Origin of the sequence: Azospirillum endophyticum (assembly GCF_016595245.1) — a bacterium.
Lineage (GTDB): Bacteria > Pseudomonadota > Alphaproteobacteria > Azospirillales > Azospirillaceae > Azospirillum > Azospirillum endophyticum.
The window spans coordinates 350,986-376,407 of record NZ_JAENHM010000073.1; the positions used below are offsets into that span (position 1 = coordinate 350,986).

At 66.5% G+C, this 25,422-nt stretch carries 27 protein-coding genes; 14 read left to right on the plus strand and 13 right to left on the minus strand.

The window, feature by feature from the left end; genetic code table 11:
* Positions 1–12: 12 nt before the first annotated feature.
* From ftsH to JHL17_RS28570, 3 genes are all read left to right on the plus strand, one after another.
* Positions 13–1,947 (plus strand): ATP-dependent zinc metalloprotease FtsH, encoded by a 1,935-nt coding sequence (gene ftsH / locus JHL17_RS28560; protein WP_200198026.1) that lies wholly within the window; start codon positions 13–15, stop codon positions 1,945–1,947.
* A gap of 136 nt (positions 1,948–2,083) precedes the next feature.
* A complete protein-coding gene (locus tag JHL17_RS28565) occupies positions 2,084–2,380 on the plus strand; it encodes a type II toxin-antitoxin system ParD family antitoxin (RefSeq protein WP_200198027.1) in 297 nt (98 codons plus the stop codon).
* Positions 2,377–2,754 (plus strand): type II toxin-antitoxin system RelE/ParE family toxin, encoded by a 378-nt coding sequence (locus JHL17_RS28570; RefSeq protein WP_282189369.1) that lies wholly within the window; start codon positions 2,377–2,379, stop codon positions 2,752–2,754. Before JHL17_RS28565 ends, JHL17_RS28570 begins: the two co-directional genes overlap by 4 nt.
* A gap of 56 nt (positions 2,755–2,810) precedes the next feature.
* On the opposite strand, the gene JHL17_RS28575 is transcribed toward JHL17_RS28570, so the two are convergent.
* Together JHL17_RS28575 and fabI are read right to left on the minus strand one after the other, a co-directional pair.
* Positions 2,811–3,902, minus strand: coding sequence for a hypothetical protein (locus tag JHL17_RS28575; protein ID WP_247893913.1), 1,092 nt, complete (start codon positions 3,900–3,902; stop codon positions 2,811–2,813).
* 210 nt (positions 3,903–4,112) lie between these two features.
* Positions 4,113–4,964, minus strand: a complete 852-nt coding sequence (gene fabI, locus JHL17_RS28580) for an enoyl-ACP reductase FabI (RefSeq protein WP_282189370.1) — start codon at positions 4,962–4,964, stop codon at positions 4,113–4,115.
* Between the two features lie 118 nt (positions 4,965–5,082).
* Between fabI and JHL17_RS28585 the strand changes: the two genes are divergently transcribed.
* Positions 5,083–6,450 (plus strand): YihY family inner membrane protein, encoded by a 1,368-nt coding sequence (locus JHL17_RS28585; protein WP_211113579.1) that lies wholly within the window; start codon positions 5,083–5,085, stop codon positions 6,448–6,450.
* A gap of 3 nt (positions 6,451–6,453) precedes the next feature.
* On the opposite strand, the gene JHL17_RS28590 is transcribed toward JHL17_RS28585, so the two are convergent.
* From JHL17_RS28590 to JHL17_RS28600, 3 genes are all read right to left on the minus strand, one after another.
* Complete coding sequence (locus JHL17_RS28590; protein ID WP_200198031.1) at positions 6,454–6,840, minus strand: DUF805 domain-containing protein; 387 nt, start codon at positions 6,838–6,840, stop codon at positions 6,454–6,456.
* Positions 6,841–7,007: 167 nt separating this feature from the next.
* Positions 7,008–7,961 carry a DnaJ C-terminal domain-containing protein gene (locus JHL17_RS28595; RefSeq protein ID WP_200198032.1) on the minus strand — a complete coding sequence of 318 codons (954 nt, stop codon included), beginning with the start codon at positions 7,959–7,961 and terminating at the stop codon, positions 7,008–7,010.
* A 63-nt stretch (positions 7,962–8,024) separates the two neighbouring features.
* Positions 8,025–8,498, minus strand: a complete 474-nt coding sequence (locus JHL17_RS28600) for an RT0821/Lpp0805 family surface protein (protein WP_200198033.1) — start codon at positions 8,496–8,498, stop codon at positions 8,025–8,027.
* A gap of 186 nt (positions 8,499–8,684) precedes the next feature.
* Here JHL17_RS28600 and pdxH point away from each other — a divergent pair, with 186 nt between their 5' ends.
* From pdxH to JHL17_RS28625, 5 genes are all read left to right on the plus strand, one after another.
* A complete protein-coding gene (pdxH, locus tag JHL17_RS28605; protein WP_200198034.1) occupies positions 8,685–9,293 on the plus strand; it encodes a pyridoxamine 5'-phosphate oxidase in 609 nt (202 codons plus the stop codon).
* Between the two features lie 120 nt (positions 9,294–9,413).
* Complete coding sequence (locus JHL17_RS28610; protein WP_200198035.1) at positions 9,414–10,340, plus strand: cation diffusion facilitator family transporter; 927 nt, start codon at positions 9,414–9,416, stop codon at positions 10,338–10,340.
* Positions 10,341–10,606: 266 nt separating this feature from the next.
* Positions 10,607–11,998 (plus strand): methyl-accepting chemotaxis protein, encoded by a 1,392-nt coding sequence (locus tag JHL17_RS28615; protein WP_200198036.1) that lies wholly within the window; start codon positions 10,607–10,609, stop codon positions 11,996–11,998.
* A 116-nt stretch (positions 11,999–12,114) separates the two neighbouring features.
* Positions 12,115–13,227: a hydrogenase formation protein HypD gene (gene hypD / locus JHL17_RS28620; RefSeq protein WP_200198037.1), complete on the plus strand. Its 1,113-nt coding sequence runs from the start codon at positions 12,115–12,117 to the stop codon at positions 13,225–13,227.
* A 164-nt stretch (positions 13,228–13,391) separates the two neighbouring features.
* Complete coding sequence (locus JHL17_RS28625; RefSeq protein ID WP_200198038.1) at positions 13,392–14,213, plus strand: universal stress protein; 822 nt, start codon at positions 13,392–13,394, stop codon at positions 14,211–14,213.
* Positions 14,214–14,339: 126 nt separating this feature from the next.
* On the opposite strand, the gene JHL17_RS28630 is transcribed toward JHL17_RS28625, so the two are convergent.
* The 4 genes from JHL17_RS28630 to JHL17_RS28645 form a co-directional block, all read right to left on the minus strand.
* Positions 14,340–14,801 (minus strand): GNAT family N-acetyltransferase, encoded by a 462-nt coding sequence (locus JHL17_RS28630; protein WP_200198039.1) that lies wholly within the window; start codon positions 14,799–14,801, stop codon positions 14,340–14,342.
* 13 nt (positions 14,802–14,814) lie between these two features.
* The gene (locus tag JHL17_RS28635) at positions 14,815–15,225 is read right to left on the minus strand and encodes a hypothetical protein (protein ID WP_200198040.1); all 411 of its coding nucleotides are present in this window, start codon (positions 15,223–15,225) and stop codon (positions 14,815–14,817) included.
* 53 nt (positions 15,226–15,278) lie between these two features.
* On the minus strand, positions 15,279–15,698 hold the full coding sequence (locus JHL17_RS28640) for a hypothetical protein (protein ID WP_200198041.1): 420 nt from the start codon (positions 15,696–15,698) through the stop codon (positions 15,279–15,281).
* A 163-nt stretch (positions 15,699–15,861) separates the two neighbouring features.
* Entirely contained in the window at positions 15,862–16,374 is a 513-nt protein-coding gene (locus JHL17_RS28645) for a YciE/YciF ferroxidase family protein (RefSeq protein ID WP_200198042.1), read from the minus strand.
* A gap of 140 nt (positions 16,375–16,514) precedes the next feature.
* Here JHL17_RS28645 and JHL17_RS28650 point away from each other — a divergent pair, with 140 nt between their 5' ends.
* Both JHL17_RS28650 and JHL17_RS28655 read left to right on the plus strand, forming a co-directional pair.
* Positions 16,515–16,787: a DUF6898 family protein gene (locus JHL17_RS28650; RefSeq protein ID WP_200198043.1), complete on the plus strand. Its 273-nt coding sequence runs from the start codon at positions 16,515–16,517 to the stop codon at positions 16,785–16,787.
* A gap of 408 nt (positions 16,788–17,195) precedes the next feature.
* On the plus strand, positions 17,196–17,684 hold the full coding sequence (locus tag JHL17_RS28655; RefSeq protein ID WP_200198044.1) for a hypothetical protein: 489 nt from the start codon (positions 17,196–17,198) through the stop codon (positions 17,682–17,684).
* Between the two features lie 177 nt (positions 17,685–17,861).
* On the opposite strand, the gene JHL17_RS28660 is transcribed toward JHL17_RS28655, so the two are convergent.
* On the minus strand, positions 17,862–18,305 hold the full coding sequence (locus tag JHL17_RS28660; RefSeq protein WP_042701716.1) for a Ros/MucR family transcriptional regulator: 444 nt from the start codon (positions 18,303–18,305) through the stop codon (positions 17,862–17,864).
* 635 nt (positions 18,306–18,940) lie between these two features.
* Here JHL17_RS28660 and rpiB point away from each other — a divergent pair.
* The 3 genes from rpiB to nrdR all read left to right on the plus strand — a co-directional run bounded on the left by rpiB (position 18,941) and on the right by nrdR (position 21,349).
* Entirely contained in the window at positions 18,941–19,378 is a 438-nt protein-coding gene (gene rpiB, locus JHL17_RS28665) for a ribose 5-phosphate isomerase B (protein ID WP_200198045.1), read from the plus strand.
* Positions 19,379–19,550: 172 nt separating this feature from the next.
* The gene (gene glyA / locus JHL17_RS28670) at positions 19,551–20,852 is read left to right on the plus strand and encodes a serine hydroxymethyltransferase (protein ID WP_200198046.1); all 1,302 of its coding nucleotides are present in this window, start codon (positions 19,551–19,553) and stop codon (positions 20,850–20,852) included.
* Between the two features lie 29 nt (positions 20,853–20,881).
* Positions 20,882–21,349 (plus strand): transcriptional regulator NrdR, encoded by a 468-nt coding sequence (gene nrdR / locus JHL17_RS28675; protein ID WP_200198047.1) that lies wholly within the window; start codon positions 20,882–20,884, stop codon positions 21,347–21,349.
* Between the two features lie 51 nt (positions 21,350–21,400).
* Here the strand turns inward: nrdR and JHL17_RS28680 are convergent, their stop codons facing one another.
* From JHL17_RS28680 to thiL, 3 genes are all read right to left on the minus strand, one after another.
* Positions 21,401–23,503, minus strand: a complete 2,103-nt coding sequence (locus JHL17_RS28680) for a sodium-translocating pyrophosphatase (protein ID WP_200198048.1) — start codon at positions 23,501–23,503, stop codon at positions 21,401–21,403.
* Positions 23,504–23,748: 245 nt separating this feature from the next.
* On the minus strand, positions 23,749–24,204 hold the full coding sequence (locus JHL17_RS28685; RefSeq protein ID WP_200198049.1) for a hypothetical protein: 456 nt from the start codon (positions 24,202–24,204) through the stop codon (positions 23,749–23,751).
* A gap of 92 nt (positions 24,205–24,296) precedes the next feature.
* Positions 24,297–25,286, minus strand: a complete 990-nt coding sequence (gene thiL / locus JHL17_RS28690) for a thiamine-phosphate kinase (protein ID WP_200198050.1) — start codon at positions 25,284–25,286, stop codon at positions 24,297–24,299.
* Positions 25,287–25,422: the final 136 nt, after the last annotated feature.

The window sequence follows — 25,422 nt, forward strand, 5'->3', positions numbered from 1 at the left end:
AAGGCGTGTGACGTGAACAATTTCGGCAAGAACCTCGCTCTCTGGATCATCATAGGGCTGCTCCTCGTGGCCCTGTTCAACCTGTTCCAGAGTTCCTCCACCCGCAGCCCGCAAACGACCGTTCCGTTCAGCGAGCTTCTCGCCGAAGTGGACCGGGGCCAGGTCGCCGACGTGACGATCAAGGGCAACCAGGTTTCGGGCCATTTCTCCGACGGCCGCTCCTTCAGCACCTATGTCCCGCCCGAAGCGGGGCTGGTGGAGCGCCTGACCAACAAGAACGTCCGGATCAACGCGGTCCCCGACGACAGCAACGTGCCGTCGCTGTTCTCGGTGCTGCTGTCCTGGTTCCCGATGCTCCTGCTGATCGGCGTCTGGATCTTCTTCATGCGCCAGATGCAGTCCGGTGGCGGCAAGGCCATGGGCTTCGGCAAGTCGCGGGCGCGCCTGCTGACCGAGAAGGTCGGCCGCGTCACCTTCGACGACGTCGCCGGCATTGACGAGGCCAAGCAGGAGCTGACGGAGATCGTCGAGTTCCTGAAGGACCCGCAGAAGTTCCAGCGGCTGGGCGGCAAGATCCCGAAGGGCTGCCTGCTCGTCGGTCCTCCGGGTACCGGCAAGACGCTGACCGCCCGCGCGGTGGCCGGCGAAGCCAATGTGCCGTTCTTCACCATCTCCGGTTCGGACTTCGTCGAAATGTTCGTCGGCGTGGGTGCGTCCCGCGTTCGCGACATGTTCGAGCAGGGCAAGAAGAACGCCCCCTGCATCATCTTCATCGATGAAATCGACGCGGTCGGCCGCCATCGCGGTGCCGGCCTGGGCGGCGGCAACGACGAGCGTGAGCAGACCCTCAACCAGCTGCTGGTCGAGATGGACGGCTTCGAGGCGAACGAGGGCGTGATCCTGATCGCCGCGACCAACCGTCCGGACGTTCTCGACCCCGCTCTGCTGCGTCCGGGCCGCTTCGACCGTCAGGTCGTGGTGCCGAACCCCGACGTGCTGGGCCGTGAGAAGATCCTCAAGGTCCATATGCGGAAGGTCCCGCTGTCGCCTGACGTCGACGCCAAGGTCATCGCCCGCGGCACCCCCGGCTTCTCCGGCGCCGATCTGGCGAACCTGGTGAACGAGGCGGCGCTGCTGGCGGCCCGCATCGGCAAGCGCGTCGTCGGTATGAGCGAGTTCGAGAACGCCAAGGACAAGGTCATGATGGGCGCGGAACGCCGCTCCATGGTGATGACCGAGGACGAGAAGAAGCTGACCGCCTACCACGAGGCCGGCCACGCCATCTGCGCCATCCACTGCGCCGACAGCGACCCGGTCCACAAGGCCACCATCATCCCGCGCGGCCGTGCGCTGGGCATGGTGATGCGCCTGCCGGAAGGCGACCGCATCAGCCTGTCGCAGGCCAAGCTGCTGGCCGACCTGACCGTCGCCATGGGCGGCCGCATCGCCGAAGAACTGATCTTCGGCAAGGAGCGGGTGACCACCGGCGCCTCGGGCGACATCAAGATGGCGACCGAAATGTCGCGCCGAATGGTGACGGAGTGGGGCATGAGCGACAAGCTCGGTCCGCTGCTCTACGGCGAGCCGACGCAGGAGGTGTTCCTGGGCCATTCGGTGACCCAGCACAAGAACATGTCCGACCGCACCGCCCAGCTGGTCGACGAGGAAATCCGCCGCATCGTGGACGAATCCTACGACCGCGCCCGGATCATCCTGACCGAGAACATCGACCAGCTGCACACGCTCGCCAAGGGCTTGCTGGAGTATGAGACGCTGAGCGGCGACGAGATCAACCGCCTGCTGCGCGGCGAACCGATCCTGCGCGACGACGAGCGCGAGACGATGCCCGTCCCGCCGCGTCCGACCACCGGCAGCGGCCGCCGGTCCTCCGTCCCGCCGAGCGGGCAGGAGAGCGGCGGCATGGGCCCGGAACCGCAGGGCACCTGAGGGTTCGGGGTTCAGATATGAAGAAGGCGGCGCTGCGAGGCGCCGCCTTTTTTGATGGGCCAGAAGGTTATTGGTAAGAGATTGACGATTTGCCGGTTCGGTATCAGACTCCGATGCCTGGAAGGGGAGAGGTGGCATGACCGGTCAGAACTTCAGCCTGACGGACCGTTTGAGCGACTTCATTGACCAGCAGGTCGAACACGGGCGGCATCAGGACGCCAGCGAGGTCGTTCGCGAGGCGTTGCGCCGCTATCAGGACGATCTGGAGGCGGAGCAGGCGAGCCTTGCCGCCATTGGCGCCATTGCCAACCGAGGCATTGTAGCTGTCGAGCAGGGTGATTTCCGCCTTGTGCAAGGCGAGGAAGGGCGGCGCGACCTGCTGGCCGACCTGAACCGCCGTGCTGCCACGCGTGCCGCGGCTGGACGGGGATGACGTTGAATGCCTTCCGCCTTACCGGTCCGGCGGAGGCCGAATTGGATGACATCCTGGACTGGAGCGAGCAGAACTTCCACGAAATCGGGCGCATACGCTACGCGGCCCTTCTCGTCCAGGCGATGCAGGACATTGCAGACGATCCGCAGCGCTATGGCGCCGAGTGGTTGCGAGCGGCAGGGCAGCGGGTCGGGCTCTATCACGCGTGGCACAGCCGTACCCACACTGCCGATCCTGCGGATCGGATCCAGGCTCCGCGCCACCTGATCGTCTTCCGGACCGCAGAGGATGGCGTCGTCGATATCCTGGGCTTCGTCCATGAGAGCATGCTGCGCGGCCGTGCGCTCAGCAGGATCGTCCGGGCGAATGCCTGACAATATCTCCGCCGCCCGATAGCCCAGGTAGGACCGTCAGGCGGCGGAGAAATGCCTCAGAGCGAGCCCTTCTGCTCGCGGCGGCGGTCCAGCGCGACGTCGAACTGGCGCAGCAGCTTCTGCATGCCCTCGAAGTAGAGCTTGCGCGACGGCGTGTTCTTCATGCACCGGGCATCGAGATGAGCGACGCTGGTCAGGGCCGACACGCAATAGCCGAGCAGCCAGTAGCGCGAGCGGATGCTGCGCAGGTAATCACGGAAGGGCTCGGGCTGGCCGTTCATGAAGCTGCTGAAGGCCGTCTCGTAGTCGGACAGGATGGTGCGGATGTCGAGCAGCGTCGTTTCCAGCAGCTTGCCCACCCGTTCGATGTGCATCAGCAACTGGGTTTCGTAGGGCTTGTGCATGCGGATGTCGACCGGGATGCACTCGCGCGACTTCAACCAGGTCAGGATGGTGCGGGCGCGCGGCGCGATGCGGCGCAGCTGGTATTCGTAGAAGGTGGTGCCCTTCCACGCGCTGAAAATGGTGTCGGCCTCTGAGCGCTCGATGCCGAAGGCGGAGACGAACAGGCCGGCTTCCTCGAGGTTGGGGTTCCAGATCGCTTCCAGGAAACGTTCGACGCTGCCGGCGCTGCCCTGGCTGCCGGACAGGGCCTTGCGGACGATCGGCTCGATGCGGGCGCGGATCAGGCGGCGAAGCTGGTGGTCTTCCTCGTTGCTGATCAGCCAATGACGCGCATCGATATTGACCTTCTCCGCTTCGAAGCAGGTCTTCAGCAGGAAGGCGTCGAGCGACGGCACGTCGTCGATCATCGACAGCATCTTCAAGTCGCCGATGATGCCGTTTTCCTGCGGCCCGTGCTTCAGGCCGAACTGCTCTTCCAGCAGCGCCGCGCTGTTGCGGCCGCGCAGGTAGATGGCGAGGCCTCCGGCCTCCGGCGCACGGGCGTTGTGCGGCACGTAGATGCCGGTTTCGACCGGGCGCTCGCCCCCTTCCATGTCTTCGTCTTCGGCCATGGGATCGCCGCCGCCGTCATCGTCGCGGTCGTCGAAGTTCGGGTACTTGAACAGGATGCAGTTGTTCAGGCCCTGGGCCTTGAACATGCGCTGCTCTTCGGGGATCTCGCGCGTGATGGCGATGAGATTCATCGACACGCTGGACCCGCCATAAAGGATCTGTTCAAGGATCGGAGAAACCGAGTCCATTTTCTTGCGAGCGCGCATGAATATTACCCAATCCGGCGAATATTGCGCAAATCATAAACGTCGCCTTCGCAAACGCAAAGAGGGATCGGCGGACCGATCCCTCCCTTCGTCATACGATGGCGGGCACATTGGTCCCGCCCGACCGCTCCGGGCTTAGCCCACGGCCTTCGGCGTGCCGCCCAACGAGCCCAACAGGCTGGCGACCTCGGCCGCCTTGTCCACCGCGACCATGCCGACGGTGTGATAACCGCTGTCGACATGCATCACCTCTCCGGTGACGCCGCTGCCCAGATTGGACATCAGGAACAGGCCGGCGCCGCCGACCTCCTGGATGGTGACGTTGCGCTTCAGCGGGGCGTTCAGCTCGTTCCACTTCAGGATATAGCGGAAGTCGCCGATGCCGCTGGCGGCCAGCGTCTTGATCGGACCGGCCGAGATGGCATTGACACGGATGTTGCGGCCACCCAGATCGACGGCCAGATACCGCACGCTGGCTTCCAGCGCGGCCTTGGCGACGCCCATCACATTGTAATGGGGCATGACACGCTCGGCGCCATAGTAGGATAGGGTAAGCAGGCTGCCGCCGTCCTTCATCAGCGGCACGGCGCGCTGCGCCACCGCGGTGAAGGAGTAGCAGGAGATGTCCATGGTGCGCAGGAAGTTGGCCCGCGTGGTGTCCAGGTACAGCCCGTCCAGCTCGTTCTTGTCGGAAAAGGCGATGGCATGAACCACGAAGTCCAGCCCGCCCCATTCCTTCTCGATGGCGGCGAAGGTCGCGTCGATGCTGGCCTCGTCCGTCACGTCGCAAGGCAGGACGAGCTTGGCGCCGACCTGCTCGGCCAGCGGCTTCACCCGCTTCAGCAGCGCGTCGCCCTGATAGGTGAAGGCAAGCTCCGCCCCGTGCTGGGCCAGGATGGAGGCGATCCCCCAGGCCATCGAACGATCGTTGGCCACGCCCATGATCAGGCCACGCTTGCCGGCCATGAGCGGCATCGGATTGGACATCGGAACCTCGTGAACGACGGATGTGCTGCGGCTCCAGCCGCGAAAAGTGCCGCGCATCCTACACGAAAGCGCCCGATGGTCAAACCGGCGCGGGCCTCCCTGCCACAGGAGGCGTCGCATGGCTCACGCTAAGGACGGTTCCGGCCACGACGAGGAGCGCAGCCGCCTCCTGGCCGGGCTGAGGGAGCTTGGCGGCTTCTTCGGCCATTCGATGCTGCGCTTCTACAACGACAACTGCTTCCAGACCGCCGCGGCGCTGACCTACACCTCACTGCTGGCCATCGTGCCGATGATGACGATCGGCTTCGCCATCTTCTCCGCTTTTCCGGCCTTCAGCGCGCTGCAGTTGCGCATCCAGACGGCGCTGGTCAAGAATCTGGTGCCGGAGATCGGTGACGCGATCCTGGAATATCTCGGCCGCTTCATGGCGAATGCCGGGCAGATGCCGATCTTCGGCGTGATCGGGCTGGCGGTGTCGGCGGTGCTGCTGATCTGGACCATCGAGGGCTCCTTCGCCACCGTCTGGCGCGTTCGGGAACCGCGGTCCTACGTCACCCGCATCCTGTCCTTCTGGGCGGTGGTGTCGCTGACGCCGCTGTTCGCCGGCGCCAGCCTGTCGCTGTCCAGCACGCTGTGGACCGCGCTGGAGGTGGCGCATCTGGAAGGCGTGGTCCATCCGCTGGCGGGAATCGGCATGCTGCTGCCGTTCGGCCTGCAGCTGCTGGGCTGCTCGCTTTTGTATCTGATCATCCCGAACCGCGACGTGTTCTGGCTGGATGCGCTCTGCGGCGGCGCCATCGGCTCGATCCTGCTGGAGGGATCGAAGGCGATCTTCGGCTGGTACATGCGCGAATATCCGGCCTACCAGACGATCTACGGTGCCCTGTCGGTGGTGCCGATCTTCCTGTTCTGGCTCTACATCGCCTGGTCGACGATTCTGTTCGGCGCGGTGGTCGCCGCGTCGCTGCCGGAATGGCGGGCGGGCAAGGTCACCCGCGGCGGGATGGAGGGGCTGCTGCCAGCCCAGCGTCTGGCGCTGGCGCTGGCGGTCCTGCACGAGCTGATGGAGGCGAGCCGGCTGGGGGTGGGCATGCGCCGCCGCACGCTGGTCGGGCGGGTGCCGGTGGGCACGCTGCTGATCGACGGCATCCTGGAACAGCTGCGGGATGCCCATTGGGTCGCTCACACCACCCGGGACGCCTGGGTGGTGACCCGCGACATGGGCGAGGCGACGCTGCTGGAGCTGATGAAGGCGCTGGGCATCGGCATGCGCGGCTCCGTGCATGGGCTGGGCGGGCTGGATCTGCCCTGGCAGGAGCGCACCGCCCGCCTGCTGGATGCCGCCGAGACACGGCAGAGCGACCTGCTCAACGTGCCGCTGAAGGCGCTGCTGAACGACGACCTCCCGCCGGAAGGGCAGCCGGCCGGGCAGGGGAGCGTAGGGGGGGCGGCCGGGCCGGTGCCGCTGCGGGCGGTGAAGAAGTGACGGTCAGGCGATGGCCGGCGAGCCGGGGGCCGGCTGCGGTGGCGGGCCGAAACGATTGGCCGTCGCGTCGCCCCTGGTCGCCGTCCAGACGAGCAGGATGATCCATCCGACCAGCGGAACCACGGCCAGCAGCAGCCACCAGCCGGACCGGCCGATGTCGTGCAGCCGACGGGCCGACACCGCCAGCCCGGGCAGGAGGAGCACCAGGTTGGTGATGGAGTTCAAGGGGCTGACATTGCTGAATGGAAAGAGAGCGTAGTCGAGAATGCTGGTCCCTATGCTGACCAGCACGGTGAACAGGACCCAATACCAGTATTCCGACCGCAGGGCGCGGCCGGAAAAGCCGACATACTGGGAAAGCACCGATCTTATCGCATCAAAGAAGTTCATTTTCCTCCGCCTTGGCGAATGGCCCGTTGTGAATGACGGTGAAGACGGACCGAGGTTCGCCAGGCAATCAGTGCGATGCAACACTCTCCATTGGGGTAGAAGCGCCCGGCATTGTGTCGCAGGGTGGAGGAAACGAGGAGAGGTCGGGGGAGCCGCCGGTGCGAGCCCTACTCCAGCCCGGCCTTCTTGCGGACGTCGTAGCTGCGGGTCTTGGACCACTGCTCGACGAACTTGACCAGTTCGGCGTCGGGCGGATCGGGCAGCACCACCTTCAGCTTCACATACTGGTCGCCCGGCTGTTTGGTGGCCTGGTTCACCACCCCCTTGCCGCGCAGCCGCAGGACGGAGCCGGTGTTGGCGCCGGGCGGCACCTTCACCGCCACCTTACCGCTGATGGTCGGCACATGGATGGTGGCGCCCAGAACCGCTTCGTTCAGGGTGATCGGCAGCTCGACATGGATGTCGCCGTCCTGCCGGGTGAAGAAGGGGTGGGATTCGACATGCACCTCGACGATGGCGTCGCCGTTGGGCATGCCGCCCATGCCGGGAAGGCCCTGACCCTTCAGGCGAAGCTTCGACTCGTTCTCCGTCCCCGGCGGGATGGCGACGTCGATGCTCTTGCCGCTGGACAGGTTGATGCGGCGCTTCGATCCGTTGGCCGCCTCGACGAAGGAGACGGTGACCGAATAGGAGATGTCGCTGCCCCGTACCCGGGGCCCGGTGGAACCGCCGCCGGCCCCGGTCCCGGCCCCGGCGGGGCGGCGCCGGCCACCGCCGAACAGGTCGGAGAACCAGTCGTCGCCACCGCCGAAGAAACTGTCGTCGGCGGTGCTGCTGTAGGCCTGGCTGCGGTTGCCGCTGCGGCCGCGCGGGCCGAAGCCCGCGTGCCGTTCCTGCCCCGACGGGTCGATCTCGCCGCGGTCGTAGCGGGCGCGCTTCTCGGCATCCGACAGCAGCGTGTAGGCTGCCGAGATTTCCTTGAACCGCTCCTCGTTGGCGGCATCGCCCGGCTTCAGGTCCGGATGATGCAGCTTGGCGAGCTTGCGGTAGGCCTTCTTGATGTCGTCGGCAGTGGCGGACCGGCTGACGCCGAGAACGCTGTAGGGATCGCGCGTTGCCACGGGCAGAGAATTCCCGCCCCAAGGGGGCTCAAAGGTTGCGAGTGGGGTTGCGGGTCGGCGGTGTTACGAGTTGCCGACGATCTTCCACGTACCGTCGGCCTGTTTGCAAGCGGTTCCGTAAGCCTGCTCGGTCCGGCCCTTGACGACGATGGTCTGCTGGAACTCGCGGCAATAGGTGCCGACGTTGCTGTAGCCGTCGCGGGTGGTGACGATGGTGCCGGAATTGCCCGACTGCGGGTTGTTCCAGTTGATGCGGTCGCCGAGCGGAGCGGCATAGGCCTGACGGGCCGCGGTCTCGGCATAGCCGGCGTCGGCCTTGTCGAGCGAGCCGCCGATCTCCTTGCCGATGAAGGCGCCCAGCAGCGTGCCGACGCCGGTCGCCACCAGCTTGCCCGTTCCCCCGCCGATCTGCGAGCCGATCAGGCCGCCGGCGACCGCGCCGCCGACCGTGCCGACCGTTTCCTTCTGACCGCCCAATTGGCACCCGGCCAGCAGGCCGGCGACGATCACGGCCGGAACGACTTTCTTCACGAACATCCTTGCGCCTCGAAAAGGTTGGTTCCGCGGCACCCAATCGGTGGCTTCGCGGTGGACAGTGATATAAGCGACCCTATGCTTGCTGTGAATTGTGATGAGGCTGTGACCCTTGCGCTTTTTGCACGGAAGCCCGCTCCCGCGCCGGCCGCCCGGCGGTGCGGGACCCATCGAGACAGGACCACAGGCATGACGGACACCAACGACCGCAATCCCTACGATCTCTTCGCCGAATGGATGAAGGAGGCGGAGCAGAGCGAACCCAACGACCCCAACGCCATGGCGCTGGCCACCGCCGATGCCGGCGGCATTCCGTCGGTGCGCATGGTGCTGCTGAAGGGGATCGATCCGCGCGGTTTCGTCTTCTACACCAACACCGAAAGCCGGAAAGGCGGGCAACTGCTGGCGAATCGGAACGCCGCCCTCTGCTTCCACTGGAAGAGCCTGCGCCGCCAGGTGCGGGTGGAGGGGCCGGTGGAGACCGTCACCGACGCCGAGGCCGACGCCTATTTCGAAAGCCGCCCGCGGGAGAGCCGCATCGGCGCCTGGGCCTCGCTGCAGTCGCGCCCGCTGGAAGGCCGCTGGGAGCTGGAGAAGCGCGTGGCGCAATTCGCCGCCAAGCACGCCATCGGCACCGTGCCGCGCCCGCCGCACTGGACCGGCTTCCGGGTTCTGCCGTCACGGATCGAGTTCTGGCGCGACCGTCCGTTCCGGCTGCACGACCGCCTGGTGTTTCTCCGCGCCGGGGGGACGGACGACAATCCGCCGGTTTGGACCACAGAACATCTTTATCCTTGAACGGGTGCCGGCCGTAAGCGACCCGTAAGGGCGGGCCGCTACGGTCGCGCGCCGGCCATGGCGGCCGGTTCTGCGGATCAACCAGTCCTGCCGATTCATCCGACTTGCGATTCAGGGGGAATGTTGAGCGACAAAGCGGGAAACGCGGCATCGGCGGATCGCCTGCGCCGCTATGCCACCTATGCCAGCGTGTCGGTGGCGTCCACCCTGATCGCGGCGAAGCTGGGCGCCTATCTGCTGACCGAGTCGGTCAGCATCCTGTCCTCGCTGATCGATTCCTGCACCGATCTGATGGCCTCGGTGGTGACGCTGCTCGGAGTGCGCCATGCCCTGCGGCCGGCGGACGCCAACCACCGCTTCGGGCACGGCAAGGCGGAGGCGCTGGCCGCCCTGGCCCAGGCCGCCTTCATCGGCGGCTCCGCCCTGCTGCTGAGCGTGGAGGCGGTGCGGCGGCTGATCCGGCCGGAGCCGATCGGCGAAGGAGCGATCGGCATCGCCGTGATGGTGCTGTCGATCGTGCTGACCGCCGGCCTCATCACCTTCCAGCGCCGGGTGCAGGCTGCCACCGGCTCCGTCGCCATCGGGGCCGACCGGCTGCATTATTCGGGCGACCTGCTGATGAACGGAGCGGTCATCGTCGCCATCCTGCTGACCGAGGCGACGGGATTGACCGTCGTCGATCCGCTGTTCGGCGTCGGCATCGCCCTGTTCCTGCTGAACGGAGCCCGCGGCGTCGCTCGCGACGCGCTGGACGTGCTGATGGACCGCGAACTGGGGCAGGAGGAGCGCGACCGCATCGCGGATCTGGCACGGGCCGAACCAGGGGTGCGCGGCCTGCACGACCTGCGCACCCGCAATGCCGGCACCGGCTGCTTCATCGAACTGCATCTGGAACTGGACGGTGGCCTGACCCTGACCGCTGCGCACGAGATCGCCGACCGTGTCGAACGGCGGTTGCAGGAAGCCTTCGTCAATTCCGAAGTGATGGTCCACCAGGAGCCGGCCGGGCTGGTCGACGAGCGGCTGGACCACAGGATTTCCGGCTGATCGGGCAGGCGCCGGGCCGCCTCCGGACGGCTGTGTGGGGTGCGGCCGACGATACGGATCCGTATTGCGGGATAACCCGTATTTCGCGTCCAAAGAGGCTTACTGCACAATCCTTAGGCGTGGCTTCTCCTTAGGGTATCCTACCAAAGGACAGGGGGTGCGGGATCGACTCCGGCACCCCGTTCGTTGCGGATCTGTATCAAAAGCGCAATAATAGTTCCTGGGAGAAAGCGCTCAGCTACAAAACAGCAAAAATGGTGGGTCTCATGGAGGGAAGCTTTGAGCTTCGGCCGCATCTGATCGCGGACATCGCGCAGGAAGCGGGCAATCTCGGCATCGAGATCGCGGATATCGCCGGCCATATCGAGGACGTGAACGCCCGCGTCACCCACCAGTCGGAGGTGTTCACGCAGCTTCGCGACACCGGTGCCAAGATGTCGCGCAGCACCCAGCGGATCTCGGAGGCTTCGGCGGTCGCCCGTTCGGTTACCGAGCAGGCTCGGCAGGAGGTCGACGGGTCCCACGACCGGGTGCAGCAGTCGCTGTCCGACATCCATGCGCTGGTGTCGTCCGTCACGGGAATCGAAGGGCAGATCGCCGGTCTCCGTGATGCGCTGGAGCGCGTCGGCAAGGTCGCCAAGGAGATCTTCACCATCGCCAAGCAGACCAACCTGCTGGCGCTCAACGCCACCATCGAGGCGGCCCGGGCCGGGGATGCCGGACGCGGCTTCGCCGTGGTGGCGAACGAGGTGAAGTCGCTGTCCACCAAGACCAGCGAGGCGACGACGGAGATCGATGCGACGCTGAAGGTGCTGAACGAGCAGGCCCAGCGCCTGATGGTGGAGAGTGCCTCGAGTGCCGCCAAGGCCCGCGCGGTCAGCGAGGGCACCAGCGCCATCGGCACGGTGATCGAGACGGTCGGCCGGGCCATGCGCGAACTGAACGGCGAGACCGACAAGATCGACGCCGCTTCGGCCGAGATCGGCGGCAACTGCGGCGAGTTGGAGCGCGAGATCGCCGATCTCGCGGTGGGCGTGAAGCTGTCCAGCGAGAATCTGGCCCAGGCCCGCGACCGGGTGAACACCCTGGTCGGCATGAGCGAGCGGCTGATCGGCATCACCGCGGAACTGAACATCGAGACGGTCGACACCCCCTTCATCGCCACCGTCAAGGAGGCTGCCGCCAAGGTGTCCGCCGCTTTCGAGGAGGCGCTGGCCCGCGGCGACATCAGCGTATCCGACTTGTTCGACCGCGATTACCAGCCGGTGGCCGGTTCGGACCCGCAGCAGGTGACGACCCGCTATACCCAGCTATGCGACCGCGTGCTGCCCGGCATCCAGGAACCGGTGCTGTCGGCCAACGGCCGCATCGTCTTCTGCGTGGCGATCGACGAGAACGGCTATCTGCCGACTCACAACCGGCAGTTCAGCCATCCCCAGGGCCGCGATCCGGTGTGGAACGCCGCCAACTGCCGGAACCGCCGCATCTTCAACGACCGTGTCGGCCTTGCCGCCGGCCGCAACGCCAAGCCCTTTCTGCTGCAGACCTACCGGCGCGACATGGGCGGCGGGACTTATGCCCTGATGAAGGACGTTTCCGCCCCCGTCATCGTCCAGGGACGCCATTGGGGCGGGCTGCGGCTGGCCTACAAGGTGTGATGGGCGCGGTCTGATGGGCAAGCCGCGGCAACGCGGCTTTCCGGACTTCCCTCTTGATCCGTATCAACGCATGGGATCAGCCTTGCGGGTGAAATGGCGGGGCAGAGGGGGCGACCATGAAATATGTCGAAGAGTTCCGCGATCCGGTTCTTGCCCGCAACGTCGCCGCCGCCATCGCGCGGGAGGTGCGGGCGGAGCGCTCCTATCACCTGATGGAGTTCTGCGGCGGCCATACCCATGCCATCTCCCGCTATGGCATTCCCGACCTTCTGCCGGACAATGTCCGGATGATCCATGGACCGGGCTGCCCGGTCTGCGTGTTGCCGGTGGGACGGATCGACGACGCGATCGCGCTGGCCCGCCGGCCGGAGGTGACGCTGTGCACCTATGGCGACGTCATGCGCGTTCCCGGATCGGGGCGGCTCAGCCTGCTGAAGGCCAAGGCGCAGGGTGCCGACGTGCGCATGGTGGTGTCGGCCGACGCGGCGGTGCGGATCGCCGCGGAGAACCCGGAGCGGCAGGTGGTGTTCCTCGCCATCGGATTCGAAACGACGACCCCGCCCACCGCGCTGGCGGTCCGTGCCGCGGCCGCGCAGGGGCTGAGCAATTTCTCGGTCTTCTGCAACCATGTGCTCACCCCTTCGGCCATCCAGGGGATCCTGTCGGGAAAGGACGAGGGGCTGTCGCTCGACGGCTTCGTCGGGCCGGCCCATGTGTCCGTCGTCATCGGGTCGGAAGCCTATGCTCCCGCCGCGGCCGAGCATGGCAAGCCGGTGGTGATCTCCGGATTCGAGCCGCTGGACGTGCTGCAATCGATCCTGATGCTGGTCCGCCAGATCAACGACGGGCGGGCGGAGGTCGAGAACCAGTTCACCCGTGCCGTCACCGCCGACGGCAACCGCAAGGCCCAGGCGCTGGTGCTGGAGATCTTCGAGACCCGGACGTCCTTCGAATGGCGCGGCCTGGGCAGCATCCCGCATAGCGGGCTGAAGCTGCGCGAGGCCTATGCCGCCTTCGACGCCGAGCGGCGCTTCCCCATTGCCGGGGCCAGCGTGCCCGACCACAAGGGCTGCGATTGCGGCGCCATCCTGCGTGGGGTGAAGCGGCCGACCGACTGCAAGCTGTTCGACACCGTCTGCACGCCGGAAAACCCGATGGGCTCCTGCATGGTCTCGGCCGAGGGGGCCTGTGCCGCCCATTACACCTATGGTCGGTTCCGCGACGCCTGACCGGGGCGGCGGCGCCCCAGGCCGTCGCGGCCTTTCACCGCAGGCTGGACGAACGCCGTCCGGCCAAACATGATGCATATGAAACAATCCGCCGGAGCGGTCGTCGGTCCTGCGGAGAATGGCGGATGTCGGAAGACGGCGCATTCCATACCGGGAGGACCCGCATGACTTACAAGCACATCCTCGTCCATCTCGACAGCAGCCCGCATGTCGAGGCGCGGCTCGACGCCGCCGTTGCGCTGGCCCAGCGCCACGGCGCCTTCCTGCGCGGCCTGTTCGCGCAGGGCGACCGCAATGCCACCAGCGTGATCGCCCGCCGGTCCAGCGACCATCTGGTCGAGGCGGCATCCCGCAGCGAGGCGCTGTTCAAGGAAAAGCTCGCCGCCTCCGGCCTGCAGGGCCAGTGGCACGGCCTGACCCATGGCGAGTACAACCACGTCATCCGCGAGGTCATCATCTGGTCGCGCTTCGCCGACCTGACGGTGCTGGGTCAATACGACCGCGAGGCCGGATCCCAGGCGGCGCCGGAGGAACTGAACGAGCAGGTGGTGCTGAATTCCGGCCGCCCGGTGCTGGTCGTTCCCTATGCCGGCCGCTTCGCGGTGATCGGCAAGCGCGTCGCCGTCGCCTGGAACGCCGAGCGCGAGGCCGCCCGCGCCCTGTCCGACGCCATGCCGATGCTGGAGAAGGCCGACGAGGTGACGGTGATCACCGTGCTGACCCAGGCATCGAGTTCGGCGGCCGAGGCGCCGCGGGTCGGCGTGCTCGATCATCTCGCCTTCCACGGCGTGACGGCGGAGCAGACCCACTTCACCGTCACCGACATCGGTGCGATGGACGCGCTGCTGGCCCGCGCCATGGACACCGGCGCCGACCTGCTGGTGATGGGCGCCCACGGCCATTACGGCTTCCCGTTCCTGCACCGCGGCAGCGGCACCCGGCATGTCCTGCGCACCTGCCCGGTGCCGCTGCTGCTGTCGCATTGAGCGATCGCCGGGCTTTGAGGAGAGTGGGGGAGGGGGCGTCTTGCCGATGCTCCCTGCTCGACAATCTCGCTTGAGGGGGCGTTCGATCCGTCGTGCCGCGACCCCTCGCGGTCCGGCGATCCAGGGTCAGCGCCGCAGCCGCATATCGATGTGGAGGATGCCGAAGTCGTCATAGGGTTCGGTTTCCCGAACGAAGCCGAAGCTGCCGTAGAAGCGCTCCAGGTAAAGCTGCGCGCCGATGACCACGTCGAGGCCGGGCCAGCGTTCCGACAGCACCGCCAGCGATTCCACCACCAGCGCCCGCCCCAGCCCGGTGGAGCGTTGCGACCGGTCGACCGCGAGCCGGCCGAAGGAGACCGTCGCATCGGGCGCCTCGCCATCGGGTTCGAGGCAGCGGGCGCAACCGACGATGTCACCTTTCCCGTCCGTCGCGATCAGGTGAAGGGCGGCGGGATCGCGGCCGTCGATGTCCGGATAAGGGCAGGACTGCTCGACGACGAAGACGCTGCTGCGAAGCGCCAGCAGGTCGTGCAGGTCGGTCAGCGTCAGGGCATCGAAGGCGGTGCGGCGGATGGGAGGAGCGGGCATTGTTCCGGGAGACTCAGGCAGTCGCGTTGCGGATCATATAGTCGGCGATGTCCTTCGGCTTGACCTTGACGTCGGTCAGCGGCTCGTCGGCGGTCATCGCCTTGGCGACCAGCATGCTGTTCTGCACATTGGTCAGGGTGATGCGGAACACGCCGGCAGCCCCCTTGAGACGCGGATAATAGGTGGGATCGATCGCCTTCTCGCGCCGGGCGAGACGGGCCAGTGCCTCTTCCTCATCCGATTCGTCGACCTGCTTGGACTGGATGAGCTTCCAATCGGTCTCCCCACCCCATCCGGCGGCGACCGCGGCGTTGACCGCGTCGTCGTCCACCGCGATCCCCAGCTTGTAGATGTGCTTTCCCTGTCCGACATCGGACGCCCATTTCGTCAGGGCGGCACTGCGCGCGACATAGACGACGGCCATGGTGACTCGATCCTTCCGGCACGAAGTTGGGAGTGGTTTCTTGCGGCGACGCTCTATTGCAGCGAGGACTGGCGCGCGATCGGCGTGATGAGGATGCGGGTGACGACATCCTTGCCGAACATGGCGACGACCGATTCGTCGATGCGACGGCGCAGGGCGGGAACGTTCGCGATGTTGCCGCGGACGATCCAGCCTTCGTCGACTCCCTTGTAGATGGCGGTCAGGATGGCGTCCTGCAGGCGGGGAATGCTCAGTTGCACCTCGCCCAGCTTCAGGGCGTCGCCGACTTCCAGGTTCACTTCGACCTGGGTGTATTTCTCGATCCGGCCGGCATTCACCACCGGGACCATCAGCGGCTTGATCCGCACCGACGGCGGCAGGGCGCCCGGCGCCCCTTCGTTGGCAATGGCCGACTGTGCCGACGGGAGCGTCAGGACCAGGGCAAGGCTGAGGGCAGACAGAAGGCCGCGCATGACAGGATACCGCGAAGGACCGGATGGCGGCGATGCTACCGGTCCGACGCGGTGGTTGCAACCGGGGCCCGGCCCTTAGTCAGGGCCGGGAGGATTGGTCACAGTGGGCTTTGCTTCAGGAGAGATTTCGCCTTTTGGGGAAACTTCGGGCTTCGGATGGAACTCAGGCGGCTTTCTTGCCGCTGGCCGCCATCGCCTTCTTGTTGACGTCGCCGATCGCCAGCTTGTTCAGCAGGGTGTCGGTGTCCTTTTCCTCCTGCAGAGTCTCGTCCAGCAACTGGGCGACCGTGTCGAGGCCGCAGGCGGTGGCATAGGCATGCAACGTGCCGTAGCTGGCGATCTCGTAATGCTCGACCTTCTGGGCGGCGGCGATCAGGGCGGCGTCCTGGACCTCGGGGGCAAGGCCCATTTCCAGGATTTCCTGCGCCTCGCTGATCAGTCCTTCCATGGCGTCGCAATGCTTGCCGCGGGGACGGGTGTCCAGTTCCTCGAAGACCTGCTGCAACCGTTCGATCTGGCCGTTGGTCTGTTCCAGATGGGCTTCGAACGCTTGACGGAGCTGGGCGGAACTGGCGGCCCTCGCCATCTTGGGCAGGGCCTTCGCGATCTGCTTCTCGGCGTGGTAGATGTCGCGAAGATCCTCGATCAGCAGATCCTGCATCGTCTTGGCGGCCATTGTGATGGTCCTTCCTCGCTATGGGTGTTGGCGGAGCCTGGGCTCCTTCGCGCCGAATGGCAGCGTGGACAACAGCGACCGCCACCGGATGTTGCGGTCTCGAAGGGAGATCGGCTTTTGGGCAAGGGAGTGCGCGGATCATGACGGCAGCGGGTGGGACGGCAGGTGGTGATGGCGAGGTGCTGTTCGAGTTCCAGCGGGTCGGCAGCTATCTGAGGGTCACCGCCATCGACGGCCGGACGGGCGTCGAGGTGACGGTGGCCGGCCCGGCGACCGGCAGCCTGGAGTTGCTGAAGCGGACCGCGATCAGCAAGCTGCGTTTCGTCCAGAACAAGGACGCCAAGGACGCCGGAAAGGATCCCGGCAATGGCGGACCGGGAAAGCCGGGACCCAAGCGGGGCGGCCTTTACTGACGTCTGGCGTCGGGGGGCGCCTTTCCCGACAATTTTTTCCGGCAGTGGGGCAAAGAAAACGCGCCGCCGGATGGGACCGACGGCGCGCGTGGAAGTCTGGCTTTTGCTGATGGTGAGCGCCGGCATACCTCCGCCGGCAATCATGGCCTCGGGCCTCGCTTGTGCATAAGCCCTGGACCGGACTGCCGGTCGTAGAGCGAACCGCTCGACCCCGACAGTAGACCTATGCCTGCCCGTTGACACTGGCGCAGCGGATGTAACGCTTGTAGAACCGCCCATCTCCGAACGAATGGCGCATAGATAAGGCCCTTTTCCTGCGCCGTCCGTCCGTTTAAGCGGAAGTGCCGGCCGGGGCCGCTTCCAAACCGGCTTTCGGACAGAGGAACGAAACACCAGAGGATCGAGGCCATGGTTCGTGTGACGGCTTTCCTGCGCGTGTCGCTGATGTCGGCGGCGTTGACGGCAACCGCCTTGGGGGCGGCCCTGCCGGTGCTGGCGACGACAGCGACGACAGCCGCCGCGGCTTCCAGCCAGGGCGCGGGGAGCCAGAAGCCGGGACATGGAGGGCAGGACCATGGCGGAAAGCCGCCGACGGCCGGTGCCGCATCGTCAAATGCGGGAGCGCAGGCCGGTGGTGCGGCATCCGCGCCCCAGGCGACGACACCGGCCGCGGGCTGCCTGAAGCCGGGGGTGCCGCTGTGCATGGACGACCAGTCGACCTTCCTCAGCGCCGACAAGATGTCGTCCTGTCAGGGCGAGGTGAAGGAGTATGTCGACAAGTCGATGGCGTACCTGACTTGCCTGAATGAAGAGAATGTGGCGACCGGGCGGGAATTGAGTCGCAACGTCGATCGTTTCAACTGCCGCCTGTCGGGACGGAAGGGCTGCGCCAACTGAGGCGGGCGGCCCGCCCGCCATGGGGATGCGCGGCGGGCGTTATCCCCAGGAGACTGGTGAAAACCGGGACGCGGGAGGCGCACCTTCAACCAATTCGACGGGCTTGCCGTCGCCTTGACACGCACGCGGGCCGCATCCCGGGGGGATCGGCCCGCGTTGCATACGGACTTTTCTCGGTCAGCCGGCCTTGCGGCGGGTCTGACGGCCAGAGCTGCGGCCGAGGCCGATGCGCTTGGCGAATTCCGAACGCTGAGCGGCATAGTTCGGCGCAACCATCGGATAGTCCGGCGGAAGTCCCCAGCGGGAGCGATATTCGTCCGGCGACATGTTGTAGGTGGAGCGAAGGTGCCGCTTCAGCATCTTCAACTTCTTCCCGTCTTCCAGGCAGACGATGTATTCGGGCGTCACCGACTTGCGAATCGGAACGGCGGGCTTCAGCGGCTCCGCCGCGACCTCACGAGGCTGACCATTCAAGCCGGTCAGCGACGAGTAGACCGTATTGATCACGTCGGGAATTTGCTGAGCAGGCAACACGTTCTTGCTGACATACGCCGATACGATGTCGGCGGTCATCCGCAGCAGCGCATTGTCCGGTACATCGGCGCGAAGCTGGTCGCTCATTGCACTGTGTCCTGGTTTTTCATTTGTCCGTACGAACCAAGTTGCATACCGTGATTTGAGTGTCAATATAATTTCCGCGAACGGCAAATTAGTTGCTCTTGGCGGCCAGAACAAAGGAACGAGGCGCAAATCAGCTTTCGCTGAAAATCGTTGCCGGGTTGTGGCTGTGTCGCGGCTTTAGGGCACGTCTAGTAAGCGCGGGCTTGCGATTTTCCCCCGACCCCGCTCCGGCAATTGGCTGATTTCCCGCTCCTATAACGAATCGGTTATCTCCCTTGTTTCGAGCGCCCGGCAACGAAGAGGCGAAAACCGCCGCCACACTTTCTTGGCGCTCGAAATGCCGATCCACCGGTACTGGGAGCGAGGGAGCGGATAGGCGGCAAAGGGCGTCCGGGCTTCACGCCCGGTTCTCCAGTCTCGCATCTCGGGCCGGAAATTCAATTTTTGGTTTAGTTTCGGTTTCGGTGCCGGTTTTCAGTCCGGGTTTAGCCATGCATCCACGTCATGGTGTGGCTGTGGCGGTTGGCACCGACATCTGGTAGGGTGCTGGCGTCTTTCGCCGCATTGCCGGCCGCATTGCCGCCCCTGTCGCGGTTTGTGCATCCGTTACCGTACGCACCGGAGTTTCCGCCGTCATGACCGTCCGCACCGTGGCACTCGCTTCCGATCACGCCGGCTATGAGCTGAAGGCGCAGATCGCCCGGCAACTCGAGGGCGCCGGCTACACCGTTCTCGATCTCGGTACCGACGGGCCGGCCTCGGTCGATTACCCGGACTTCGCCGCGGCGCTGGCCGCCGCGGTGACGGATGGCCGAGCGCAGCGCGGCGTGCTGATCTGCGGCAGCGGCATCGGCATCAGCATCGCCGCCAACCGGCACCCCGGCATCCGCGCCGCCCTGGTCCATGACATGACCACCGCGCGCCTGTCGCGCGAGCACAACGATGCCAACGTGATCGCGCTGGGCGCCCGCGTCGTCGGGCCGGAGATTGCCAAGGATTGCGTCGACATCTTCCTGAAGACCGAATTCGAAGGTGGCGAGCGCCACAGCCGCCGCATCGCCAAGATGGGCTGAGCGCGTTTTCGCGCCGTTTCTCCTGGCCGATATTTGGCCACCAAGGCCCGCAACCGGGACGCGACAGCTCCCGGAAGAACCTGCTCGGGCCGCAAAGCCCGGAAACCCGATGGAAGCCGGCCCGACCGGGTGTCCGGCCGGCTTTACGTCCTTCGATGAGGAACCTTCCGCCATGACCAGCAGCAACAGCGCCGAGATCGGCCGCTTCTTCGCCGCCTCGCTCGCCGAGACCGATCCCGAACTGGCCCGCGCGGTGCGCGACGAGCTGGTCCGCCAGCAGGAGCAGATCGAGCTGATCGCGTCCGAGAACATCGTCTCTCAGGCGGTGCTCGAGGCGCAGGGCTCGGTCCTGACCAACAAATATGCCGAGGGCTACCCGGGCAAGCGCTACTACGGCGGCTGCGAGTTCGTCGACGTCGCCGAGACCCTGGCGATCGAGCGCGCCTGCAAGCTGTTCGGCTGCGATTTCGCCAACGTGCAGCCGAACTCCGGCTCCCAGGCCAACCAGGCGGTGCTGCTGGCCTTGCTGCAGCCGGGCGACTGCGTGCTGGGCATGTCGCTGGCCGCCGGCGGCCACTTGACCCATGGCGCCGCCCCCAACCTGTCGGGCAAGTGGTTCAAGGCCGTGCAGTACGGCGTGCGCAAGGACGACCACCTGATCGACTTCGACCAGGTCGAGGCGCTGGCCCGCGAACACAAGCCGAAGCTGATCATCGCCGGCGGCTCGGCCTATCCGCGCGTGCTGGACTACGAGCGCTTCCGCGCCATCGCGGACGAGGTCGGTGCCTTCTTCATGGTCGACATCGCCCATTATGCCGGCCTGATCGCCGGCGGCGTCTATCCGAACCCGTTCCCCTATGCCGACGTGGTGACCACCACCACCCACAAGACGCTGCGCGGCCCGCGCGGCGGCATGGTGCTGACCAACAAGGAAGACATCGCCAAGAAGATCAACTCGGCGGTGTTCCCCGGCCTGCAGGGCGGCCCGCTGATGCATGTCATCGCCGCGAAGGCGGTGGCCTTCGCCGAGGCGCTGCGTCCGGAGTTCAAGACCTACGCCCAGGCGGTCGTCGACAACGCCCAGATCCTGGCCAAGACGCTGATCGCCGGTGGGCTGGACATCGTCTCGGGCGGCACCGACAGCCACATCGTGCTGGTCGACCTGCGTCCGAAGAACCTGACCGGCAAGGCGGCGGAAGCCAGCCTCGAGCATGCCGGCATGACCTGCAACAAGAACGGCGTGCCGTTCGACCCGCAGAAGCCGATGATCACCTCCGGCGTCCGCCTGGGCAGCCCGGCGGCGACCACCCGCGGTTTCGGCACCGCCGAGTTCAAACAGGTCGGCGAAATGATCGTCGAGACGCTGGACGGTCTGGCCGCCAGCAACTCCGGCGACAACACGGCGGTCGAGGCGGCGATGCGCGAGCGGGTGCGCGGCCTGTGCCGCCAGTTCCCGATCTACCCCACTCTGTAATCGCCTGTAATCGACGGGGAAATCACCAGATGCGCTGCCCGTTCTGCGGAAACGAGGACACCCAGGTCAAGGATTCGCGCCCGACCGAAGACAACTCGGCAATCCGCCGGCGGCGCTTCTGTCCCAGTTGCAGCGCCCGTTTCACCACCTTCGAACGCGTCCAGCTGCGCGAGCTGACGGTGGTGAAGAGCAACGGCCAGCGCGAGCCCTTCGACCGCGAGAAGCTCCTGCGGTCGATGAGGGTCGCGCTGCGCAAGCGTCCGATCGACGGCGACCGCATCGACCGGGTGGTGAACAGCATGGTCCGCCAGCTCGAATCCTCCGGCGAGAGCGAGATCCCGTCGAAGCAGATCGGCGAGAAGATCATGGAGGCGCTGCAGACGATGGATCAGGTCGCCTACATCCGCTACGCCTCGGTCTACAAGGACTTCCGCGAAGCCTCCGACTTCAACGAGTTCGTCGGGCAGCTGGGCCCGGACGCCTCGCCGGGGATGTGAGGTCTTCCCGCGGGAGAGGGGCGGGCGATTGCACCGCCCCTCCCGCGGTCTTCACCCGAACTGCGCCAGGATCGCCAGCAGCAGGATCGCCACGATGTTGGTGATCTTGATCATCGGGTTCACCGCTGGGCCGGCGGTGTCCTTGTAGGGGTCGCCGACGGTGTCGCCGGTCACCGCCGCCTTGTGGGCGTCGGATCCCTTGCCGCCATGGTTGCCCTCCTCGATGAATTTCTTGGCGTTGTCCCAGGCGCCGCCGCCCGACGTCATCGAGATGGCGACGAAGATGCCGGTGACGATGGTGCCCAGCAGCATGGCGCCCAGCGCGGCGAAACCGGCCGGCCGGCCGCCGATGGCGGCGATCACCACATAGAGGACCACCGGGGCCAGCACCGGCAGCAGCGAGGGAATGATCATCTCCTTGATCGCCGCCTTGGTCAGCATGTCGACGGCGCGGCCGTAGTCGGGCTTGGCCGTGCCCTCCATGATGCCGGGGATCTCGCGGAACTGGCGCCGCACCTCCACCACCACCGATCCGGCGGCGCGGCCGACGGCGGTCATGCCCATGGCGCCGAACAGATAGGGCAGCAGGCCGCCCACCAGCAGCCCGACGACGACATAGGGATCGTTCAGCCGGAACTCGACCGCGATGTTGGGGAAGTAATGGCCGAGGTCCTGGACATAGGCGGCGAACAGGACCAGCGCCGCCAGACCGGCGGAGCCGATGGCGTATCCCTTGGTCACCGCCTTGGTGGTGTTGCCGACGGCGTCCAGCGCGTCGGTGGTGACGCGGATGTTGGCGGGCATGTCCGACATCTCGGCGATGCCGCCGGCATTGTCGGTGACCGGGCCATAGGCGTCGAGCGCCACCACCATGCCGGCCAGCGCCAGCATCGTCGTCGCGGCGATGCCGATGCCGAAGACGCCGGCCTGCCCATGGGCGATCAGGATGCCGGCACAGATGACGATCACCGGCAGGGCGGTGGACTCCATCGAAACGGCGAGGCCCTGGATGACGTTGGTGCCGTGCCCGGTCTCCGACGCCTTGGCGACGCTGCGCACCGGGCGGTAGACGGTCGAGGTGTAGAATTCGGTGATCCAGACCAGGAGGCCGGTGACGCCGAGCCCGACCAGGGCCGAGACCAGAAGGTTGAAGCCGGTGATCGACACGCCGTCGGTCATGGTGATGGCGCGGGTGAAGCCGAACAGGATCGCGGTGACGATCAGGATCAGCACCAGCGACAGGCCGGCCGCGACGATCAGCCCCTTGTAGAGCGCCTTCATGATGGCGTTGTCGGGGCCGAGCTTCACCGCGAAGGTGCCGGCGATCGAGGCCAGGATGCAGACGGCGCCGATCAGCAGCGGATAGATCAGCATCATCCGCAAGACGCCGCCGGTAAAGAAAATCGCCGCCAACAGCATGGTGGCGACGATGGTGACGGCGTAGGTTTCGAACAGGTCGGCGGCCATCCCGGCACAGTCGCCGACATTGTCGCCGACATTGTCGGCGATGACCGCCGGGTTGCGCGGGTCGTCCTCCGGGATGCCGGCCTCCACCTTGCCGACGAGGTCGGCACCGACGTCCGCTCCCTTGGTGAAGATGCCGCCGCCCAGCCGGGCGAAGATCGAGATCAGCGAGGCGCCGAAGCTGAGCGCCACCAGCGCCTCCAGCACGGTGCGGACCTCGACGGGATCGTTGACGCGGTAGACCAGCGTCAGGACGCCGAAATAGCCGCCGACCCCCAGCAAGCCGAGCCCGACCACCAGCATGCCGGTGATCGCCCCCGACTTGAAGGCGATGTCCAGCGCCGGGGCCAAGCCGCGGGTGGCGGCCTCGGCCGTGCGGACATTGGCGCGGACCGAGACGTTCATGCCGACATAGCCGGCGCTGCCCGACAGCACGGCGCCGATCAGGAAACCCAAAGCCACCGGAAAGCCCAGCGTCGCCCACAGGATGACCAGCAGGACGGCGCCGGCGATGGCGATGGTGGTGTATTGGCGGTTCAGATAGGCGCGCGCCCCTTCCTGCACCGCGGCGGCGATGGCCTGCATCCGTTCGGATCCCGGCGACGCGGCCATGACTTCTTTTCCGGTCCGATAACCGTAGGCCAGCGCGAGCAGGCCGGCGGCGATGATGACGATGAACGCTAAAGCCATCGCATCCCCCGATTGATTTTAAGGTCGCGCCCCGGAAAGGCTGTCTCCCGACCTTGGTCAAGTGGGGGAGAAGTCGGGCGCAAGTATTATCGGGAAAAAGCATGCGCCCGGCTTCGGCGCTTTGCAACCGCCGGACGGGCCGACGGGACGCGGCGAAATGGCTGGGGGTGGGCCTGGCCTTTATGGGTAGTGCCGGGAGTCTGCACTGCGAAATGGGCGCAAATTGCGGGTGCTGCAGGGGACGGTCAGAGATTGCGCTGGGTAACCGCCTGGACAAGCACGTCATGGACCGCATCCTTGCCCACGACTTTACCGGCCGCCTCGACCAATTTGGCCTTTACGGCAGGAATATTGACCAAAGCGCCGTTCAGGATCGACTTGTCGCCGATGCCGCCATAGAGCGCGGTGAGGAAGGCGTCGGTCAGGCGGGGCTGGTTGGCCTGGACCATCGGCTGCTTCTCCAGGATCACCTCCACCGTGACCACCACGGTCACGAACTGCTCGACTCGGGATGGTCCGATCATCGGCACGACCAGCGGGGCCAACCGGACGAAGGCGGTGGGCGGCTTGGGCGGCGGCTCGACCTTCTTGGGCTCTTCCGGATGCGCGGTGAAGTATTTCTGGTAGACGAACCAGCCGCCGAAGCCGGCGCCGCCCAGCAGCAGGATGCCGAGCACGAGCACGATCAGGGCCTTGACCACGGCAGCACACCTTACACAGACGAGAAAGCGCCGAACCCTGCGCCGCCGATGCTTTCGATTGTCTTAAGTGAGCGGCCTCGGATGGGACCGTATCAGAAATGGTCCCAGCCGCGCCTTGTCAGCGGCAGGGGCGTTGTGGCCGCATCCAGCACCGAGACCTCGCCGGGCGTGCCGGGGTGGAGTTCGCCGATCTCGGTGATGGCGACTCCGCAATCCGCCGACAGGGCGGCCAGATCGTCGCGGGCCGCGGCGGGGGCGGTAAAGAGAAGCTCGTAATCGTCGCCGCCGGTGATGGCGAGCGCCAGCCGTACCGGGTCGCCGTCGATGGCACCGCGGGCGGCGTCCGACAGCGGCACCGCTTCGGCCCGCAGCAGGGCGGCGCAGCCGGATTCCCCGCAGAGATGGCCGAGGTCGGCGACCAGCCCGTCCGACACGTCCATGGCGCCGCCGGCCAGCCCGATCAGGCGCGGCCCGATGGTGGTGCGTGGGTCCGGCCGGCGCAGGCGGCGCAGGAGATGGGCGCTGGTTTCCTCGTCCGGGACGTCGAGCCTGCCATAGGCGATCTCCAGCCCGAGGGCGGCGTCGCCGATGCTGCCGGTGACGAAGACGCGGTCGCCCGGCCGGCCTCCCCAGCGCGGCAGGGCGCGGCCGGCGGGGACCAGCCCGAAGGCGGTCACCGACAGGGTGACCGGCCCGGTGGTGGAGACCGAATCGCCGCCGGCCAGCGCGATGCCGAATCGCCGCTGGTCCTCGCCGAGGCCGGCGGCGAAGCCTTCCAGCCAGGATTCGTCCAGCCCGCGGGGCAGGGCGGTCACCAGCGTGTAGGCCAGCGGCTCCGCCCCCATGGCGGCGAGGTCGGACAGGTTGCTGCGCATCAGCTTGGCGGCGATGTCGGCCGGGGCGTCGTCGGGGAAGAAATGCACCCCGGCGACCATGGCGTCGGTGGTGACCACCAGTTCCCGGCCCTCCGGCACGCCGAACACGGCGGCATCGTCGCGCAGACCGCGGGCGCCGGGGAACCCGGCGGCCAGCGGCTTGAAGAAGCGGGAGATGCGGCCGAACTCGCCGAGGGGCTTGGTCATTGGGGGAGTGCCTTCACACTCCCTCTCCCGCCCCGGGAGAGGGAAGGGGCCCAAGCTCAGCTTGGGAAGGGTGAGGGGTGATCCAAGGATCAGAGCGGATCCATGTCCGGATCACCCCTCACCCTCCCGCCTTCGG

Bases quoted from the DNA above. Each gene is read 5' to 3' on its own strand.
- JHL17_RS28565 (WP_200198027.1), top strand. From the start codon at position 2,084: ATGACCGGTCAGAACTTCAGCCTGACGGACCGTTTGAGCGACTTCATT.
- JHL17_RS28570 (WP_282189369.1), top strand. From the start codon at position 2,377: ATGACGTTGAATGCCTTCCGCCTTACCGGTCCGGCGGAGGCCGAATTG.
- JHL17_RS28575 (WP_247893913.1), bottom strand. From the start codon at position 3,902: ATGAATCTCATCGCCATCACGCGCGAGATCCCCGAAGAGCAGCGCATG.
- fabI (WP_282189370.1), bottom strand. From the start codon at position 4,964: ATGTCCAATCCGATGCCGCTCATGGCCGGCAAGCGTGGCCTGATCATG.
- JHL17_RS28585 (WP_211113579.1), top strand. From the start codon at position 5,083: ATGGCTCACGCTAAGGACGGTTCCGGCCACGACGAGGAGCGCAGCCGC.
- JHL17_RS28590 (WP_200198031.1), bottom strand. From the start codon at position 6,840: ATGAACTTCTTTGATGCGATAAGATCGGTGCTTTCCCAGTATGTCGGC.
- JHL17_RS28600 (WP_200198033.1), bottom strand. From the start codon at position 8,498: ATGTTCGTGAAGAAAGTCGTTCCGGCCGTGATCGTCGCCGGCCTGCTG.
- pdxH (WP_200198034.1), top strand. From the start codon at position 8,685: ATGACGGACACCAACGACCGCAATCCCTACGATCTCTTCGCCGAATGG.
- JHL17_RS28610 (WP_200198035.1), top strand. From the start codon at position 9,414: ATGTTGAGCGACAAAGCGGGAAACGCGGCATCGGCGGATCGCCTGCGC.
- JHL17_RS28615 (WP_200198036.1), top strand. From the start codon at position 10,607: ATGGAGGGAAGCTTTGAGCTTCGGCCGCATCTGATCGCGGACATCGCG.
- hypD (WP_200198037.1), top strand. From the start codon at position 12,115: ATGAAATATGTCGAAGAGTTCCGCGATCCGGTTCTTGCCCGCAACGTC.
- JHL17_RS28625 (WP_200198038.1), top strand. From the start codon at position 13,392: ATGACTTACAAGCACATCCTCGTCCATCTCGACAGCAGCCCGCATGTC.
- JHL17_RS28630 (WP_200198039.1), bottom strand. From the start codon at position 14,801: ATGCCCGCTCCTCCCATCCGCCGCACCGCCTTCGATGCCCTGACGCTG.
- JHL17_RS28635 (WP_200198040.1), bottom strand. From the start codon at position 15,225: ATGGCCGTCGTCTATGTCGCGCGCAGTGCCGCCCTGACGAAATGGGCG.
- JHL17_RS28640 (WP_200198041.1), bottom strand. From the start codon at position 15,698: ATGCGCGGCCTTCTGTCTGCCCTCAGCCTTGCCCTGGTCCTGACGCTC.
- JHL17_RS28645 (WP_200198042.1), bottom strand. From the start codon at position 16,374: ATGGCCGCCAAGACGATGCAGGATCTGCTGATCGAGGATCTTCGCGAC.
- JHL17_RS28650 (WP_200198043.1), top strand. From the start codon at position 16,515: ATGACGGCAGCGGGTGGGACGGCAGGTGGTGATGGCGAGGTGCTGTTC.
- JHL17_RS28655 (WP_200198044.1), top strand. From the start codon at position 17,196: ATGGTTCGTGTGACGGCTTTCCTGCGCGTGTCGCTGATGTCGGCGGCG.
- JHL17_RS28660 (WP_042701716.1), bottom strand. From the start codon at position 18,305: ATGAGCGACCAGCTTCGCGCCGATGTACCGGACAATGCGCTGCTGCGG.
- rpiB (WP_200198045.1), top strand. From the start codon at position 18,941: ATGACCGTCCGCACCGTGGCACTCGCTTCCGATCACGCCGGCTATGAG.
- glyA (WP_200198046.1), top strand. From the start codon at position 19,551: ATGACCAGCAGCAACAGCGCCGAGATCGGCCGCTTCTTCGCCGCCTCG.
- nrdR (WP_200198047.1), top strand. From the start codon at position 20,882: ATGCGCTGCCCGTTCTGCGGAAACGAGGACACCCAGGTCAAGGATTCG.
- JHL17_RS28680 (WP_200198048.1), bottom strand. From the start codon at position 23,503: ATGGCTTTAGCGTTCATCGTCATCATCGCCGCCGGCCTGCTCGCGCTG.
- thiL (WP_200198050.1), bottom strand. From the start codon at position 25,286: ATGACCAAGCCCCTCGGCGAGTTCGGCCGCATCTCCCGCTTCTTCAAG.